The sequence below is a fragment of the Streptomyces sp. NPDC101194 genome, assembly GCF_044767885.1.
In the GTDB taxonomy this organism is placed as follows: domain Bacteria; phylum Actinomycetota; class Actinomycetes; order Streptomycetales; family Streptomycetaceae; genus Streptomyces.
The window spans coordinates 39,349-54,959 of sequence record NZ_JBIWOS010000003.1 but is presented as its reverse complement, the minus strand read 5'-3'; the positions used below and the strand labels follow the sequence as shown (position 1 = coordinate 54,959).

At 71.2% G+C, this 15,611-nt stretch carries 12 protein-coding genes and 1 pseudogene; 7 read left to right on the top strand and 6 right to left on the bottom strand.

Translation table 11 applies throughout. The features are described 5' to 3' along the window. Nucleotides 1–20 precede the first annotated feature (20 nt). Nucleotides 21–764 (bottom strand): hypothetical protein, encoded by a 744-nt coding sequence (locus ACIRP2_RS13350; RefSeq protein ID WP_404249599.1) that lies wholly within the window; start codon nucleotides 762–764, stop codon nucleotides 21–23. Between the two features lie 105 nt (nucleotides 765–869). On the opposite strand from ACIRP2_RS13350, the gene ggt reads away from it, so the two are divergent. Then, nucleotides 870–2,678 carry a gamma-glutamyltransferase gene (gene ggt, locus ACIRP2_RS13345; RefSeq protein ID WP_404249597.1) on the top strand — a complete coding sequence of 603 codons (1,809 nt, stop codon included), beginning with the start codon at nucleotides 870–872 and terminating at the stop codon, nucleotides 2,676–2,678. A 148-nt stretch (nucleotides 2,679–2,826) separates the two neighbouring features. Next, nucleotides 2,827–3,576 (top strand): glycoside hydrolase family 75 protein, encoded by a 750-nt coding sequence (locus ACIRP2_RS13340; protein WP_404249595.1) that lies wholly within the window; start codon nucleotides 2,827–2,829, stop codon nucleotides 3,574–3,576. A 109-nt stretch (nucleotides 3,577–3,685) separates the two neighbouring features. On the opposite strand, the pseudogene ACIRP2_RS13335 reads toward ACIRP2_RS13340, so the two are convergent. Continuing rightward, a pseudogene (locus ACIRP2_RS13335) lies at nucleotides 3,686–4,453 on the bottom strand (M24 family metallopeptidase); the annotation flags it as partial. A 35-nt stretch (nucleotides 4,454–4,488) separates the two neighbouring features. Between ACIRP2_RS13335 and ACIRP2_RS13330 the strand changes: the two are divergent. Then, nucleotides 4,489–4,758, top strand: a complete 270-nt coding sequence (locus ACIRP2_RS13330; protein ID WP_404249593.1) for a helix-turn-helix domain-containing protein — start codon at nucleotides 4,489–4,491, stop codon at nucleotides 4,756–4,758. A 355-nt stretch (nucleotides 4,759–5,113) separates the two neighbouring features. Further along, on the top strand, nucleotides 5,114–6,580 hold the full coding sequence (locus ACIRP2_RS13325) for a hypothetical protein (RefSeq protein WP_404249591.1): 1,467 nt from the start codon (nucleotides 5,114–5,116) through the stop codon (nucleotides 6,578–6,580). 88 nt (nucleotides 6,581–6,668) lie between these two features. Here the strand turns inward: ACIRP2_RS13325 and ACIRP2_RS13320 are convergent, their stop codons facing one another. Both ACIRP2_RS13320 and ACIRP2_RS13315 read right to left on the bottom strand, forming a co-directional pair. Beyond that, nucleotides 6,669–7,817: a Rieske 2Fe-2S domain-containing protein gene (locus ACIRP2_RS13320; protein WP_404249589.1), complete on the bottom strand. Its 1,149-nt coding sequence runs from the start codon at nucleotides 7,815–7,817 to the stop codon at nucleotides 6,669–6,671. Between the two features lie 226 nt (nucleotides 7,818–8,043). Continuing rightward, nucleotides 8,044–8,865, bottom strand: a complete 822-nt coding sequence (locus tag ACIRP2_RS13315; RefSeq protein ID WP_404249587.1) for an SDR family NAD(P)-dependent oxidoreductase — start codon at nucleotides 8,863–8,865, stop codon at nucleotides 8,044–8,046. A gap of 294 nt (nucleotides 8,866–9,159) precedes the next feature. On the opposite strand from ACIRP2_RS13315, the gene ACIRP2_RS13310 reads away from it, so the two are divergent. Next, nucleotides 9,160–9,633 (top strand): carboxymuconolactone decarboxylase family protein, encoded by a 474-nt coding sequence (locus ACIRP2_RS13310; protein ID WP_404249585.1) that lies wholly within the window; start codon nucleotides 9,160–9,162, stop codon nucleotides 9,631–9,633. 197 nt (nucleotides 9,634–9,830) lie between these two features. Here ACIRP2_RS13310 and ACIRP2_RS13305 read toward each other — a convergent pair whose 3' ends face one another. Continuing rightward, nucleotides 9,831–11,099, bottom strand: a complete 1,269-nt coding sequence (locus ACIRP2_RS13305; RefSeq protein ID WP_404249583.1) for an aminotransferase class I/II-fold pyridoxal phosphate-dependent enzyme — start codon at nucleotides 11,097–11,099, stop codon at nucleotides 9,831–9,833. A 271-nt stretch (nucleotides 11,100–11,370) separates the two neighbouring features. Between ACIRP2_RS13305 and ACIRP2_RS13300 the strand changes: the two genes are divergently transcribed. Both ACIRP2_RS13300 and ACIRP2_RS13295 read left to right on the top strand, forming a co-directional pair. Next, nucleotides 11,371–12,213 (top strand): nitrilase-related carbon-nitrogen hydrolase, encoded by an 843-nt coding sequence (locus ACIRP2_RS13300; RefSeq protein ID WP_404249581.1) that lies wholly within the window; start codon nucleotides 11,371–11,373, stop codon nucleotides 12,211–12,213. After that, entirely contained in the window at nucleotides 12,210–13,493 is a 1,284-nt protein-coding gene (locus ACIRP2_RS13295) for an aspartate aminotransferase family protein (RefSeq protein ID WP_404249579.1), read from the top strand. Before ACIRP2_RS13300 ends, ACIRP2_RS13295 begins: the two co-directional genes overlap by 4 nt. A 153-nt stretch (nucleotides 13,494–13,646) precedes the next feature. Here the strand turns inward: ACIRP2_RS13295 and ACIRP2_RS13290 are convergent, their stop codons facing one another. Then, nucleotides 13,647–15,527, bottom strand: a complete 1,881-nt coding sequence (locus tag ACIRP2_RS13290) for an alkaline phosphatase family protein (RefSeq protein ID WP_404249577.1) — start codon at nucleotides 15,525–15,527, stop codon at nucleotides 13,647–13,649. Nucleotides 15,528–15,611: the final 84 nt, after the last annotated feature.

Here is a 15,611-nt window from a genome sequence, read left to right as displayed (position 1 = left end):
CCCGGTCCGCGGGGCCGGGATCAGCCCGTCGCCCGGTGCGAATTGCGCGGCACCGGTACGGGCGCCTGTGCGGCCCGCGTCACATCGGCGACGATCTCCACCACATCGGGTCCGTACGCACGGGAGTTGACCACTTTCAGCAGCAGACAGAACGTGTTGTTGCCGTGCTTGCGGGCCAGCTTCTCGTAGTTGCGGGCCAGATAGCGGGAGGCGGCCTGGTTGCTGATCGCCTGCTGCCCGCAGAACAGGAAGACCGGACGCGCTTCCTGACCGAGTGTCAGTCGTGCCAGCAGCACGTGCTCGGCGACGCCCTTCTCCGCCCGGTAGCGCTCCGAACCGATCTGGAAGGCGCCTCGGTCGGGACCGGGCTCCGGATCGGTGTTTATCTTCACCCCGGGCAGCAGCGAATGCAGATGGGCGGCCATCCGCCGGTTGGACACCGGCCCGCCGACGCAGAATTCGGTGCGTTCTCCGAAGCCCTGCTGCGCGACGTCGTGGGACAGGATCTGCGCGTGTGCCGAACAGTCCTTGATCAGTGCGGATAGTTCGAGCAGGGCGAAGACGTCGTGGCGGTGCACGGCCCCGTCGCCGCCCGCCTCGCGGTTGACGACGAGCAGGCACTCGGAATTGCCCGGCAGCCCGAAGAACGCCTGCTTGCGGCGGAGCTTTCGGCGCCAGAGATAGGTGCGGGCGAGCCAGCCCAGCGCGGCGCTGATGCCGGCGGCCACCACGCCCAGCACGATGTTGCGTACGTCGTCATTCATGGGCGGGCATGTTAGCGGGCACGTGGTTCGGGATTCACGGCGGTCCTGACGAGGCGGGCGGAGCGGCGCTACCCTGCGGCGAACAATCCGTCACTGGAGGTGTGCATGCGACGTTCCGTCGCGCGGAGTGTGTCGTTGTCGGCTGTTCTCGCCGCTGTCGTCACGGTCGGGGCAGCGGCCCCGTCCTCGTCCGCACCACCGACCGCGCCACCCCCCAAGTCGCCTGTCGCGGTGGGGTACGGTGGGGCGGTCGCCAGCGTCGACGCGGATGCGTCGGCCGCGGGCATCGAGGTACTGCGCAAGGGCGGCAACGCGGTGGACGCGGCGGTGGCGACCGCGGCCGCGCTCGGTGTGACCGAGCCCTACTCGGCGGGTCTCGGCGGTGGTGGCTACTTCGTCTACTACGACGCCAAGAGACACACCGTGGAGACGATCGACGGCCGGGAGACCGCACCGCGCAGTGCGGACTCCTCGCTCTTCCTGGAGAACGGCAAGCCGATCGCCTTCGACGCCGCCGTCACCAGCGGACTGGCCGTGGGCACCCCCGGCACCCCGGCCACCTGGGACACCGCACTCGACACCTGGGGCAGTAAATCGCTGCGACAGGTGCTGAAGCCGGCCGAGCGGCTCGCCAGGGACGGCTTCGTCGTCGACAGCACGTTCCGCTCGCAGACCGAGGGCAATCAGGCGAGGTTCGCCGACTTCCCGGCGACCAGGGAGCTCTTCCTGCCGGGCGGACAACTGCCGGCGGTCGGCTCCGTCTTCAAGAATCCCGATCTGGCGCGTACGTACGAGCAGGTGGGCCGCAAGGGCGTCGACGAGCTGTACCGGGGCGAGCTGGCCGAGGACGTCATACGGACCGTGCGCAACCCGCCGGTGGACCCGCGGTCCACCCGGGTCGTACGTCCCGGCGACCTCACGGCCAAGGACCTGCGGTCCTACCGGGTGCTGCGGCAGGCTCCGACGAAGGTCGGCTACCGGGGCCTCGACGTGTACGGCATGGCGCCTTCCTCGTCCGGCGGCACGAGCGTCGGCGAGGCACTCAACATCCTTGCGTCCACGGACCTTTCGAAGGCGAGCGAGGCGCGGTATCTGCACCGCTACATCGAGGCGAGCCGGATCGCGTTCGCCGACCGGGGACGGTGGGTCGGCGACCCGGCGTTCGAGGACGTACCGACGCAGGGGCTCCTCAGCCGGCGGTTCGCCGACTCGCGGGAGTGCCTGATCAAGGACGACGCGGTGCTGACCAGCCCGCTGGCGCCGGGAGACCCCCGTCACCCGGCCGACTGCCGGGCGGGCGGCAAGGCCGCCCCGACGACGTACGAGGGCGAGAACACCACCCATCTGACGACGGCCGACAAGTGGGGCAACGTCGTCGCGTACACCCTGACGATCGAGCAGACCGGCGGCAGCGGCATCACCGTGCCGGGGCGTGGCTTTCTGCTCAACAACGAGCTGACGGACTTCTCGTTCGCGCCCGCCGACCCGGCGGTCCACGACCCCAACCTGCCCGGTCCGGGCAAGCGTCCGCGTTCGTCCATCTCGCCGACGATCGTGCTGAAGCACGGAGAGCCGGTGCTGGCCCTGGGCTCGCCGGGTGGCGCCACGATCATCACGACCGTGCTCCAGTCGCTCATCGGCAACGTCGACCGAGGGCTGCCGCTGGTCGACGCGATCGCGGCGCCGCGCGCCAGTCAGCGCAACTCGGCGACGACGGAGCTCGAACCGGGTCTGTGGAACAGCCCGGTACGGGGACAACTGGAGGCGTTGGGGCATGCCTTCAAGCTGAACCCGGAGATCGGGGCAGCGACGGGTGTACAGCGGTTGCCGGACGGGCGGTGGCTGGCGGCTGCGGAAAAGGCACGCCGCGGCGGGGGTTCGGCCATGGTCGTGAATCCGAGCGGTCGTTCCTGACGACAAGTCAATAACCCTCTTTTCGGGGTCGGTTCTTCGTGTGTATCGCGCGAGGGCCGGCCCCGGCGGTCTTGACGAGGACATGACTTAGGGGTCATCTTGGGCGCGTCGGTAAGGAAAGTTTCCTAATGGAAAGGGCACCCCCACTGTGCGTACTCGAACGCTCGCCCTCGCCGCCGCTTCCGGAGCGGCCCTGCTCGCGGCCGCCACGCTCACCCCCGCCGCCGTGGCCAGTCCGGCCCCGGGCGCCGTGTCCGCCGCGCCCCGAGCGGATTCCGGCGCCGTCGACCAGGGCGGGGCCGGAGTCAAGGAGGGTTCCGTCAGCGCGGCCGATCTGCTGGCCAAGGTCACCTCGTGCTCGCAGATCTCCAACGGCAAGTACCGTACGGACGAGGAGGCGTCGGCGACCATACCCGTCTGCGGCAAGAACGGTGCCGTGTTCTGGAAGGCCGACATGGACATCGACTGCGACGGTCAGGTCACCACCGCCTGCAATGCGAACACCGACCCGTGGTTCCAGGACGACACGGCGTTCCACACCTCCGGCGACAAGCCGCTGAGCGCCGAGAAGCTGCCGTACGTCGTCGTGCCGAGCAGCAGCAGCATCTGGAACTACAGCAGCGCGGGGATCAAGGGCGGTGGCGTCGTCGCCGTCATCTACAACAACAAGGTCGAGTACGCCGTCGTCGGCGACACCGGCCCCAGCAAGATCATCGGCGAAGCGTCGTACGCCACCGCCAAGGCGCTCGGCATCGACCCCGATCCGGAGACCGGCGGCGCCGATTCCGGCGTCACCTACATCCTCTTCAAGAACTCCCAGGTGTCACCGATCGAGAGCCACAGCGCCGCAGTCACCGCCGGCGAGGCATTGGCCAAGCAGTTCATCCAGAACAACTAGGGTCCTTCGTTCGGATCGGGCCGGACCGGCGCCGGGCATGCGAGTGCGGTGCGATCCGAACGAGAGGTCCTGGCGGCACGCGGAAGGAATGGGTCACCGGGTGTTCAGGTGCGGTCGGGATGCGTGGGCCGTCGTCGGTGATCGCCACCGTGTGCTCGGCGTGCGCCACGCGGCTGCCGTCGGACGTGCGCAAGGTCCAGCCGTCCCGGTCCGGGTGGAGGCCGTCGGTGCCGCCGCCGATCGGCATCGGATCGACGGCCGGCGCCATCCCGTGCCGCAGCCGCATGTCGCGGCCCGGTCGTCCCTCGTCGGGGACGGCCGGGTCCTCGTGCGTCGAACGGCCGATGCCATGGCCGCCGAATTCCTCCGGAATGCCGTAGTCGGCCGCGCGGCAGACCGTGCCGATGGCGTGCGCGATGTCGCCGATGCGATTGCCGGCCGCCGCCGCCGCGATGCCCGCCTCCAGCGCCGCGAACGCCGTGTCGATCAGCCGGGTGTCCGCCGGCCGGGCGCCGCCGACGGTGAAATCGATCGTCGAGTCGCCCGCCCGGCCACCGGGCGTCGCGCCCGCGTCGATGCTCACCGGATCGCCGTCGCGCAGCCGCTGACCGGTCGTGACGCCGGGCGCGGTCGCGTCGTCGACCGACGTGCGGACGACCGCGGGGAACGGGGTCGGGGTGAAACGCGGCCGGTGGTTCGGGAACGGCGAGTCGGCGCCCGCCTCACGAGGAACCTCTCGGGCCACCTCGTCGAGTTCGCGCGGGGAGACGCCGACCGCCGCCGCTTCCCGCGCGGACCTCGGTACGTGCGCCACGACCCGGCCCGTCTCGCGCGTCGCTCCGATCGACGCGTTCGTCCTGAGCCGCACCGCGCCAATTACTATACCGGTCGTGGCGGTATTAGTATGACGGCATGGTACGGACGCCCCTGACCCCGGAAGAGCGCCTGCGCGGCGAACGCCTCGGAGCGCTGCTGCGTGAGGCGCGCGGTCGGCGCAGCATGGTCGAGATCGCGGCGAGCGCCGGAATCTCCGCCGAGACACTGCGCAAGATCGAGACGGGTCGCGCGCCGACCCCCGCCTTCTTCACCGTCGCGGCGCTGGCCGGGGCGCTCGGACTGTCGATGGACGAACTGCTCAGGCGCTGCGCCCCGGTGCCGGACGCGGTGCCGCTGGCGGGTTAGGCGCTCTCGGGCCGTCCGTCGGGCGGTCGGAGCGCCCGCGCCGTCCATGACGAGTGGCCGCCATGGGTGGGGTGCGGACGGCTGATGCCGCTCGCTCCTTCCCGGTCCGTTCGTCGCGGTCCGCGACGGGCCGCGGTGGCATGTGCCGGGACCGTTCCGGTCCGCGGGGGGTGCGGGCTCGGCGGAGGTGTGCCGCCCTGTCGGGTGCGCGGGGGAGGGGCGGGTCGCGGCTCTGTGCGCGACGCCGTGCGCCGACCGCACCGCGGTCGAAAAACGGGTGTAGCCGTGCCGTAACACGGCTGGGGTCGAATGCCTGCGGACCGGAAGGCTCCGGCCGACGTTGGCGAGGGCGGCGATGGCAACTCATCAAAGTGCTTGGGAAGCAAGGGAGTTCAGTCACTACCTGCGCGATGTGGTGGCACTGCTCGACCCCGGGAGCGGCTGGTACGGCATCTTCTGCCGAAGCGATCCCGCAGGCATGCGGGCCTGTCTCGACGGTGTCGAGATTCCGCCCTGGGACGTGATGGAGTCGCTGTTGGAGGACTTGGTGGCGGTGCGCGGCGCGGCGTTCGCACGACACGAGTCGGTACGGGCCGCCGAGTTGTACTCCGTCTCGGTGGCCGCTCATGACCGGAGGCCGGGCGGACGGCAGATGCTCGTCGAACGGCTGGAGCTGATGCTGCGGGAGCGGACGCACGCCGCCCTGCGTCTCCGGGCGGCCGGAACGGGCGGCACGGGGGCCCCGGACGCGGAGGCGGTGGCCCGGGCCCGCGCCGACCACGAACGCGCCACCGCGCGCTGCGCTGAGCTGCGCGGGCGACTGGCCGCGGTGACGGAGCCGAAGGACCGGTTCCGTGCGGAGGATCCGGTCCCGGATCGGGGCCCCGAACCCGAGTCGGGGGGTGGGCGGTGGTTCCGGGTGGGGGAGCCGGTCCCGGATCGGGGTCCTGTGCCCGAGGCCGAGCGCGGTTCCGCACCCGAAGTCGAGGTCGAGCATGGTTCCGCCCCCGGGCGCGCCGCCGAGCGAGGCCCCGACGTGTCACCACCGCATCGTCGGCCCCCCGCCCCCGGGCGCAAGCAGCCACGGGGTGCCCGGTTCGCCGGACTGGACGCCGACGGAGCCGATGGCGACGGGGTCGTCGCCGCACTCGTTCCGCCCGTTGCGCCGACGACGGCCGCCGTGCCGCGCGGAGCCCGTTTCGGCACCGCCGTGATCAGGGGCGAGGCGCCCTCGGACCGGACGGCCGCCGCCCCGGACCCCGAGGTGCGCCGGGCCGCCGTCGGCACCGTCGAGCGGCTGGTCCGGCTGCGGGCCGGGGGCCGCGGCGGTGAGGCCCATGTCGTGCTCTGCGAGGCGGCCGCCTGGCCGGCGGACCGGCTTGCGGTGCTCGCCGTCGAGCTGCACCGGGCGGGCCTCGACGCGGACTGGGCGACCCTGTTGTGGGAGGTCGCCTCGCTCCCGCCCGCCGCGCTCGCCGCGGCGGCGGACGCGCTCGCCGCCGCGGGACGCCCGGACGACTGCGAGCAGCTGCTGCGCCAGGGGGTGGCGCGGCCGGCCGCGGAAATCACCGATGCGGTGGCGGCGCTGGACCGGGCGGGACGGAGACGGCAGGCGCAGGCGCTGCTGGGAGCCTTCATCCGCGTACGGACGCCGCAGGACGCGGCCCGGGTGGCCGCCGGCGACCCCCATCGGCTCGTACCGCAACTGCTGGCCGCGGCCCGCGCGGTGTCCCCGACGAGGGAACGGGATCTCGTCCACGCGCTGCGGGTGGCCGGCCTCGTGGGCGCGCCCAGGGGCGGCGGCTCCACGAGAGGCCGGTGAGGACCGCATGGTGCGGTGGCCCCGAACGAGGGTGGGGGCAGCCGGAGTTCGGGATGTCCGGGCCATGACGCCGGACACCGCGCGGGGATCAGCCGTGCTCGGGTCCCGACGCGGTGGCTCCGGAGGATTCTCGCCGTGGCGGCTCCGTCGCCGCGCCGAACCGGCCGACCTCGCCCGCCGTGGTCGAGCCGTGTGCCCCGTTCTCTCCCGGCGGCGGGTAGAACCGCCGGGCCCAGCGTCGGAACGGGCCGATCGGGCCGTCGCCCGGAGCGAGCCGGGGCGGTTGCTGGTACCGCTTGTGGTTCCAGATCGGGAAGTCGGCGGCGGTGAACTCGCAACTGGACCGGAAGACCGCGCGGTCCAGCAGCCGCGCGGCGGTCCGGCTCACCGCCCGTGCGAGCGGGGCCGGCAGCCGGGCCGGCTCGGTGAACGCGATGCGGTTCCTCTGCCGGAACTGCATCCGGTTGGGCGCGATCGCCGTCGGCAGCACCATCGTGCACATCCGCAACCCGATCCGAGGCGTGTGCACATCGGCGTGCAGGCAACCGAGTCCGTATCCGTCCACCTCCACCTCGACGACGAAGTCGCCCAGCAGCGGCGCCGACTCGTGGGCCCGCATGGACACATGGAACGCGGCATCGTCGTAGACCACGGGTCCGCCGATCTCGGCCTTCGCCCAGCCGTGCAGGGTGGCGAAGTGTCCGAGGTCCACCGAGTTCTCGATGACTTCCTGGACATTGCCGGCCAGTTCCCAGGCGGCACTGCGGGCCGGGCGGTGACCCACCTCGTGCCAGTCGGGGATGAACCAGTCGGGTGCCCGGCCGTCGTGGTGCCGCCAGACGAAGACAGCACCGTTGACCTCGTGCACCGGCAGTCGGCTCAGGGGCGACTTCGGCGGCTTCGTGTCGTATCCCGTCCGCACACACGCGCCGTCGGGGCCGAACGCGAAGAAGTGGAACGGACAGACGAGATCGTCGCCGTCGACCTTCGCCAGACCGAGATGGGCACCGAGGTGCGGACAGTACGGGCGGATGGCGCGGACCGCCCCCGTACCGAGCCGGTAGAGCACCACGTCCTGCCCGGCCAACGGCCGGGTGAGCACCGTGCCCGGCCGTAACTCGTCGGAGAAGGCCAGTGCGGCCCAGCCGCTCGGATACGGAAGGGCGGGCGCCCCCGCCGCATCGGCCGGCGTCGGCCCCTCGCTGATGGCGTGCCGGTACGCGCGTGACAGCCCCACTGCTTCCCCTCTCAGGATCGGTCGCCTGGAGACTGCCCAGAGCGCTCCGGGATCCTCGCGACACGCCGCACATCACCCGAACGGGAAAGAACGCGGAACGCCTTGACGTCGTCCGCGGTCGTGCCGTCCAGGACGTCCGCCCCCCGGTGTGCAGCGGCCGCCCGGCCGCCCTGTCGGGAACCCCGGGCGGCAGACTCGGCGATGCCGGACTCCCGACCCTGCGGGGTCAGCCCGGTGCCATGCGGCTGAGGGATTCCCAGTCCCGGTACTGCTCCGCACGCGCGCGGCTCATCTCCTGGACGAGGTCGAACGACCGTCCGCCGAGAATCAGGCGCCGAGGCGGGTCCGGCAGTGCGGCCAGCTCCATGAGCGCGGGTGCTGCCGTGCTGGGATCGGGGCCGGCGTCCTCGCCCCACATCTCGGCCAGCCGGGCGCGCAGCGTGTCGTAGGCGGGGTCGGGCGCCGTCGTCGTCGTGCCCGCCGTGAACAACTCCGTGGCATAGCCGCCCATCTGGACGACCGTGACCTTGATCCCGAACTGCTCGACCTCCATCGCCAGCGCCTCGCTGACCGAGTCGAGCGCCGCCTTGCCCGCCCCGTAGAACCCGACGGAAGCCATGCCGCCGCCGGTGCCCATCGACGTGATCTGCAGGACCCGCCCAAAGCCCTGCGCACGCAGGTGGGGGATCACGGCCTGCGCCACCCACACCGCCCCGAAGAAGTTGACGTCGAAGTGATCGCGGATCTGCTTCTCCGTGGCCTCCTCCACCATGCCGTACAGCAGGCCGCCCGCGTTGTTGACCACGACATCGAGTCGGCCGAAAGCCGCCACCGCCTGTTCCACCGCCTCGAACACCGCCCGGCGGTCGGAGACGTCCAGAGAGAGCCGTACGAGATCGTCCGGGTGCTTCTCGGCCACCTCGGCGAGCGGCTCGATGTCGCGGGCGGCCGCCACGACCCGCTCCCCGGCGGAGAGCGCCGCCTCGGTGAACGCGCGACCCAGGCCACGGGAAGCACCGGTGATGAACCAAACCCTGGCACCAGGCACAGAAAGCAACTCCTTCGTCCGTGAAGAACATCGCGCTCCGCGGTGGTGTCCCCGCGGGGACGTGCCGCCGACTCGACGAGACGGACCGTTCCGTCTCGTCAGACCTTAACGGACCCGCCCGTCCGAATCCAGAGACTTTCCCGATCGCCGGCCCGGGCGGCGGTCCTGACCGCTTCGCGGGCGCATCCTGCAGTGATGCGGCAGGGAGACGCACGTCACATCCGAGGTTGTCACAACGTGCGGTGCCGTTTCCGTCAGAGAGGTGTAACCGCCAACAACGGCAAGGAGTGCACCATGAACGCTCGCTTGAACCTCTTCGGCAACCCGGTCATCGGCAAGGCGCTGAAGCACGTCGTCGCGGCGGGCCAAGTGATCGCGGAATCGACGCTGCCGGACTCGACGCGGGAGCTTGTGCTGCTCCGCGCCAGTCAGATCAACGGCTGTGCCTACTGCGTCGACATGCACACCAAGGACGCCGCGCACGCCGGGGAGACCTCGGTGCGTCTCAACCTGGTCGCCGCCTGGCGGGAGGCCACGGTGTTCACCGACGCCGAGCGCGCAGCCCTGGAGCTGGCGGAGCAGGGCACCCGCATCGCCGACGCCGCCGGCGGTGTCGGCGACGAGGTCTGGGCGAACGCCGCGAAGCACTACGACGAGGAGCAGCTCGGCGCCCTGGTGTCGCTCATCGCCCTCATCAACGCGTTCAACCGCGTGAACGTCATCACCCAGCAGCCGGCCGGTGACTACCGGCCCGGCCAGTTCGCCTAGGGTCCCGCCTCCGGATCGCGCGGGGTCGCGGGTACCGGCCCGAACCGAACGGAGGACCGTGGCGGGAAGCGCCCGCCGGGACCCCCCTCGCGGGTCCCGGACGAGTGCCGGTGGGCGCGCACCCGGGTGGGATCCGTCGCGTCGGCCCGGTCCGGATCCTCGTCGGCGCCGTGACCGGACCGTCCCGGCGCAACGGCTCAGCGCGCCCGCTGCTCGTACCCCACCAGGCGGACGCAGACGGCGAGTCCCTGGATCGCCTGCTCCAGCTCCGCGAGGCCCGGGTAGCTGGGGGCGATCCGGATGACCGCGTCGCGCGGGTCGTCGCCGTAGGGGTGTGTGGCGCCGGCCGGGGTCAGTACGATGCCCGCCTCGGCGGCGCGGCGTACGACCTCCTCGGCGCAGCCGTCCGGCACCTCCAGGGTCACGAAGTAACCGCCCTTGGGTGAGGTCCAGGTCGCGAGCCCCGTCCCGCCGAGCTCGGCCTCCAGGATCCGCTCCACCGCCTCGAACTTGGGCTGCAGCAGGGCCCGCTGGCGCTCCATGTGGGCCCGCATGCCGTCGGCGTCCCGCAGGAACAGGACGTGCCGCAGCTGGTTGATCTTGTCGGGGCCGATCGACCGCTTGGCGTTGTTGCCGAGCAGCCACTGCACGTTCGCGGGCGAGGAGCCGAAGAAGGCGACGCCCGAGCCCGCCGTCGTGATCTTCGAAGTGGAGCCGAACACGAAGGCCCGGTCCGGGTTCCCGGCCCCGGTGCAGGCGGCGAGCAGATCGGCGACCTCGACGGGCTCGTCGGTGAGGTGGTGAGCGGCGTAGGCGTTGTCCCAGAATATTCGGAAGTCGGGAGCCGCGGTGTTCATCGAGGCGAGTCGTGCCACGGTCCCGTCGCTGTAGCAGACGCCGTCCGGGTTGCTGTACTTCGGAACGCACCAGATGCCCTTGATCGCGGGGTTCTCGGCGACGAGCCGTTCCACGGCATCCATGTCCGGGCCCTCGGGGGTCATCGGGACCGGGATCATGTCGATCCCGAACCGCTCGCACAGCGCGAAGTGCCGGTCGTAGCCGGGCACCGGGCACAGGAACGCGATCCGCTCCTGCTCCACCCATCGCGACTGCGCGCCCGGCACCACGCTCAGCAGGGCGTGCACCAGGCAGTCATGCATCAGTTCGAGGCTGGAGTTCCCGGCCGCGAGCAGCTGCCCGGCCGGTACCTGGAGCACCCCGGCGAAGATCTCCCGGAGTTCGGGCAGCCCCTGCAGCCCGCCGTAGTTGCGTATGTCCGTGCCGTCGGCGGAGGTGTGCCGCCCGCCGGGCAGGCTCAGCAGGTCGTCGGAGAGATCGAGCTGTTCCGGCGCGGGCTTGCCCCGGGTGAGGTCGAGCGAGAGTCCGAGTCCCGCGAGGTCCCGGTAGTCCTGACGGGCCCGCTCCAGGGGCTCCGTCGGGGCGGCGGGGCTCAGCTCGGTGGTCATGGTGTTTCCTCTCGCAGGTGCCGCACTGATGGGTGATGCCTGCCGAGAATACAAACCGGCGCGCGGGGCCGAGCCGGGAGCCGGGTGCCGCACGGGCCCCGGGCCGATGCGGACGTGTGGCCCGCACGGGTGTGAAACATGATCGACTCCGCCGGTTCACGGCGATGGTCTTGCCCCGCTGTGTGACGGGGCCTACGTTCTCCTCTACGCACGTGTCTACGGGCGTAGAAACGCGTAGAGGCTCTCTGACGCCGCGTCGAAGGAGCAGCTCATGTCCCAAGTCGTACGCGCCGCACTCGTCCAGGCGACCTGGACCGGCGACACCGAATCCATGATCGCCAAGCATGAGGAGCATGCGCGCGAGGCCGCCCGCCGGGGCGCGAAGATCATCGGCTTCCAGGAGGTGTTCAACGCCCCCTACTTCTGTCAGGTGCAGGAACCCGAGCACTACCGCTGGGCGGAAGCCGTCCCGGACGGGCCGACCGTCCTGCGGATGCGGGAACTCGCCCGCGAGACCGGCATGGTGATCGTCGTGCCGGTCTTCGAGATCGAGCAGTCCGGCTTCTACTACAACACCGCCGCCGTCATCGACGCCGACGGCTCCTACCTCGGCAAGTACCGCAAACATCACATCCCGCAGGTCAAGGGGTTCTGGGAGAAGTACTACTTCAAGCCCGGGAACGTCGGCTGGCCGGTCTTCGACACGGCCGTGGGCAAGGTCGGCGTCTATATCTGCTACGACCGTCACTTCCCGGAAGGCTGGCGGCAACTGGGCCTCAACGGAGCCCAGTTGGTCTACAACCCGTCCGCCACCTCGCGCGGCCTGTCCAGCTACCTCTGGCAGCTGGAACAGCCCGCCTCCGCCGTCGCCAACGAGTACTTCGTCGCCGCGATCAACCGCGTCGGCCAGGAGGAGTACGGCGACAACGACTTCTACGGAACCAGCTACTTCGTCGACCCGCGCGGCCAGTTCGTCGGTGAGGTCGCCAGCGACAAGGAGGAGGAACTCGTCGTCCGCGACCTCGACTTCGGTCTCATCGACGAGGTCCGGCAGCAGTGGGCGTTCTACCGGGACCGCCGACCCGACGCGTACGAAGGACTGGTGGAGTCGTGAGCAGCCTGCACCGACGCCATCTCGCCGTCAGCCCCGACTGGCTGGCGCTCTACTACAAGGACCCGCTGGAGATCACCCACGGCGAGGGCCGCCATGTCTGGGACGCCGACGGCAGGCGCTACCTCGACTTCTTCGGCGGCATCCTCACCACCATGACCGCCCATGCCCTGCCCGAGGTGACCAAAGCGGTCAGCGAGCAGGCCGGACGGATCATCCACTCCTCCACGCTCTATCTCAACCAGCCGATGGTCGAGCTGGCCGAACGCGTCGCCACGCTCTCCGGCATCCCGGACGCACGGGTCTTCTTCACCACCTCCGGCACCGAGGCCAACGACACGGCCCTGCTGCTCGCCACCGCGTACCGCAGGTCGAACCAGATCCTCGCGATGCGCAACAGTTACCACGGCAGATCCTTCTCCGCGGTCTCCATTACCGGCAACAGCGCCTGGTCGCCCACGAATCTCTCGCCGCTGCAGACGCTGTACGTGCACGGCGGCGTCCGCACGCGCGGGCCCTACGCGCATCTCGGCGACGCCGAGTTCGTCGCGGCCTGCGTCGCCGATCTGGAGGACCTGCTCGGCCACACCCGCGAGCCCGCCGCCCTGATCGCCGAACCCATCCAGGGCGTCGGCGGGTTCACCTCACCGCCCGACGGTCTGTACGCGGCCTTCCGCCGGGTCCTCGACCGCCACGGCATCCTGTGGATCTCCGACGAGGTGCAGACCGGCTGGGGCCGCACCGGCGAACACTTCTGGGGCTGGCAGGCGCACGGCGAGAGCGGCCCGCCGGACATCCTCACGTTCGCCAAGGGCATCGGCAACGGCATGTCGATCGGCGGCGTCGTGGCCCGCGCCGACGTCATGAACTGCCTCGACGCCAACTCCATCTCGACGTTCGGCGGCTCCCCGGTCACCATGGCGGCCGGCCTCGCCAACCTCTCGTACCTCCTCGAACACGATCTGCAGGGCAACGCCCGCCGCGTCGGCGGACTGCTGATCGAGCGGCTGCGTGCGATCGGCGCGGCCTCGGAGTGCGTACGGGAGGTGCGCGGCCGGGGCCTGATGATCGGTATCGAGCTGGTCGAGCCCGGCACCGACGAGGCGAACCCGCGGGCAGCCGCCGCCGTACTCGAAGCGGCCCGTGAGGGCGGTCTGCTCATCGGCAAGGGCGGCGGTCACAACACCAGCGTGCTGCGGATCGCACCACCGCTCACGCTGACCGTCGCGGAGGCGGAGGAGGGTGCCAAGATCCTGGCCGAGGCCCTTGGAGCGGTGGCATGAGCGACGGGGGTGTGGGCGACGGCCGGTACGCGGCCGTGTGACGACCGCCGTCACACCCCCGTACCGCGACCACACCCCCGTACCGTCGTCCCCCATGACCCGGCGCGGGGGCGGTGCGGCCGGGCCCCGTGACTCCGGGACCCGGCCGAACGGTCAGCCCCGGTGGCCTGTGGGGCGGGTGAGGTCCAGGGTGCGGACCGGGTCGAGCTCGCCGTAGTACGCGAGGTGCTCGTAGCGCACCTCGGTGACGGTGAGCGCGGCCTCGGCGACGCCCTGGTCCACGGTGGCCTCGAAGCGTACCGAGCCGTCCTTCTTCGTCGTACCGGTCAGCTTCCGCACCTTGCTCCCGGCCGTCAGCTCGGCCGTGACCTGCGCGCCCCTCACCGGCTCGCCCTGCGCGGTCCTCACCACACCGTTCGCGGTGATCTTCCAGGGGGCGTCGGAGCCGGGCCGGCCCAGCAGCCGCGTGTCGGCCTTCAGCGAGGCGACGGCGAGCTGCGACGGCGGGTCGGGCTGGCCGAGCGCGACCTGGTCGACGGTCCAGAAGGCGCTGTTCGTACCGGTGTAGTGGAAGCTCAGCCGGGCCGACTTCGCGCCTGCCGGAACGTCGAGCTCGAGGTGCTCGACGGTGTTGGCATTGCTCCGGTACGACTTGACGAGCTGCGGGACGCCACCGTCGTAGGCGACGTACACGTCGCCGGTCTGCGGACCGTCGACACGGTAGTTCGTGGCGTACGAAAGGGTTGCCCTCGCCGCCCCGTTCAGCTTGTAGGAGGGGCTGACCAGGGTCGAATCGAACTGTCCGGCGCCGTGCGCCCTGTCGTCCCACTCGTCGGAGTCGGCGACCGCGAACACGTCGCGGGCGCGGACGTTCGTCTCGCGGCCCTGGCCCCGCTCGGCGTTGGTCCAGAACTCGTCGGTGGCGAAGGCCCAGCCGCGCCACTCGGTGACGCCGCCGGCCGGCATCCTCGAGTTGTCGATGGACCAGCCCTCGGGCGCGGTGTTCGTCCACCCCTTGGTGCCGGCCGGGAGCCCGGTCTCGTCGACGGGCGTGCGCAGCGAGCCGCGCAGCGCGTCGAAGGCATCCGGCTTCAGCTCGGCGAGCGCGGTTCCGTCGAGGTTCCAGGCGGGGTCGGTGGCGACGCCCTCGTGGCGCAGGACGGTGGGTGCGATATCGGTGATCTTGACGTCGTCGCGCACCGAACCGGGCGCGATGCCCTTGCCCTGGGCGATCACGAACGTGCCGCGTTCCAGCGGGGTGTTGCCGCCGTGGCCGCCGGTGGGGGTGTGGCCGTGGTCGGCGGTGACGACGACGAGCCAGTCCTCGTCGTCGTACGTCGGCCGCGAGGTCACGGCGTCGAGCAGTCGGCCGACCTGGGCGTCGGCGGTGTGCAGGGCCTTGAGGTAGGCGTCACTGGCGGAGCCGGAGCTGTGGCCGGCGCCGTCGACCTCGTCGAGGTGGACGAAGGTGGAGTCGGGGTTGCCGTGCGCGAGGTAGTCGGCCGCCTTGGCGGTGGTGCCCTCGTCGTTGCCGCCCGCGATCCGCAGATCGGTCTTCGCGCCGAAGACGATCTGGGGGATCGGGCTCCATGTGCCGACGACCAGGGTGGACGTGGCCGGGTCGGCGGTCTCCAGCCGGGTCGCGTAGTCCGGGAACTGGCCGTAGTTCGGGGCCGTGAAGTTGTTGTCCTTCACGTTGTGCTTGTCGGGCCAGACGCCCGTGGCGATGGACGACCAGCCGGCGCCGGAGACGGTCGGGGCCATCGGGTTGGCGTACAGGTTGCTTCGTGCGGTCAGGCCCTTGGCCATCAGCTGCTTCAGGTGCGGTACGTCGGCGCGCGAGAAGGTGTCGAAGGTGGCGCCGTCGATGCCGATGACCAGGGTCTTCGCCTGCTTGGTGCCGGACGGCAGACCGGCGTACGGGGCAGCGGCCCCGGACTCCTGGGCCTGGGCGGCCGTGGTGGCGAGCGGCAGGGCGACGGCTGCGACGGTGGCGGCGGCCAGCACCGTACGCGCGGAGCGCGACAGGGACACGTGATCCTCCGGGATCGGTCGGTGGGCACCGGACTTCGGGGTCGTCCGGTGACGTGTCCGAGGTTCGCCGTCGGTGGTGAGCGG

What these genes read in the sequence shown, in the direction of transcription:
- ACIRP2_RS13350 (WP_404249599.1), bottom strand. Translation starts at nt 764, where the DNA reads ATGAATGACGACGTACGCAACATCGTGCTGGGCGTGGTGGCCGCCGGC.
- ggt (WP_404249597.1), top strand. Translation starts at nt 870, where the DNA reads ATGCGACGTTCCGTCGCGCGGAGTGTGTCGTTGTCGGCTGTTCTCGCC.
- ACIRP2_RS13330 (WP_404249593.1), top strand. Translation starts at nt 4,489, where the DNA reads ATGGTACGGACGCCCCTGACCCCGGAAGAGCGCCTGCGCGGCGAACGC.
- ACIRP2_RS13325 (WP_404249591.1), top strand. Translation starts at nt 5,114, where the DNA reads ATGGCAACTCATCAAAGTGCTTGGGAAGCAAGGGAGTTCAGTCACTAC.
- ACIRP2_RS13310 (WP_404249585.1), top strand. Translation starts at nt 9,160, where the DNA reads ATGAACGCTCGCTTGAACCTCTTCGGCAACCCGGTCATCGGCAAGGCG.
- ACIRP2_RS13305 (WP_404249583.1), bottom strand. Translation starts at nt 11,099, where the DNA reads ATGACCACCGAGCTGAGCCCCGCCGCCCCGACGGAGCCCCTGGAGCGG.
- ACIRP2_RS13300 (WP_404249581.1), top strand. Translation starts at nt 11,371, where the DNA reads ATGTCCCAAGTCGTACGCGCCGCACTCGTCCAGGCGACCTGGACCGGC.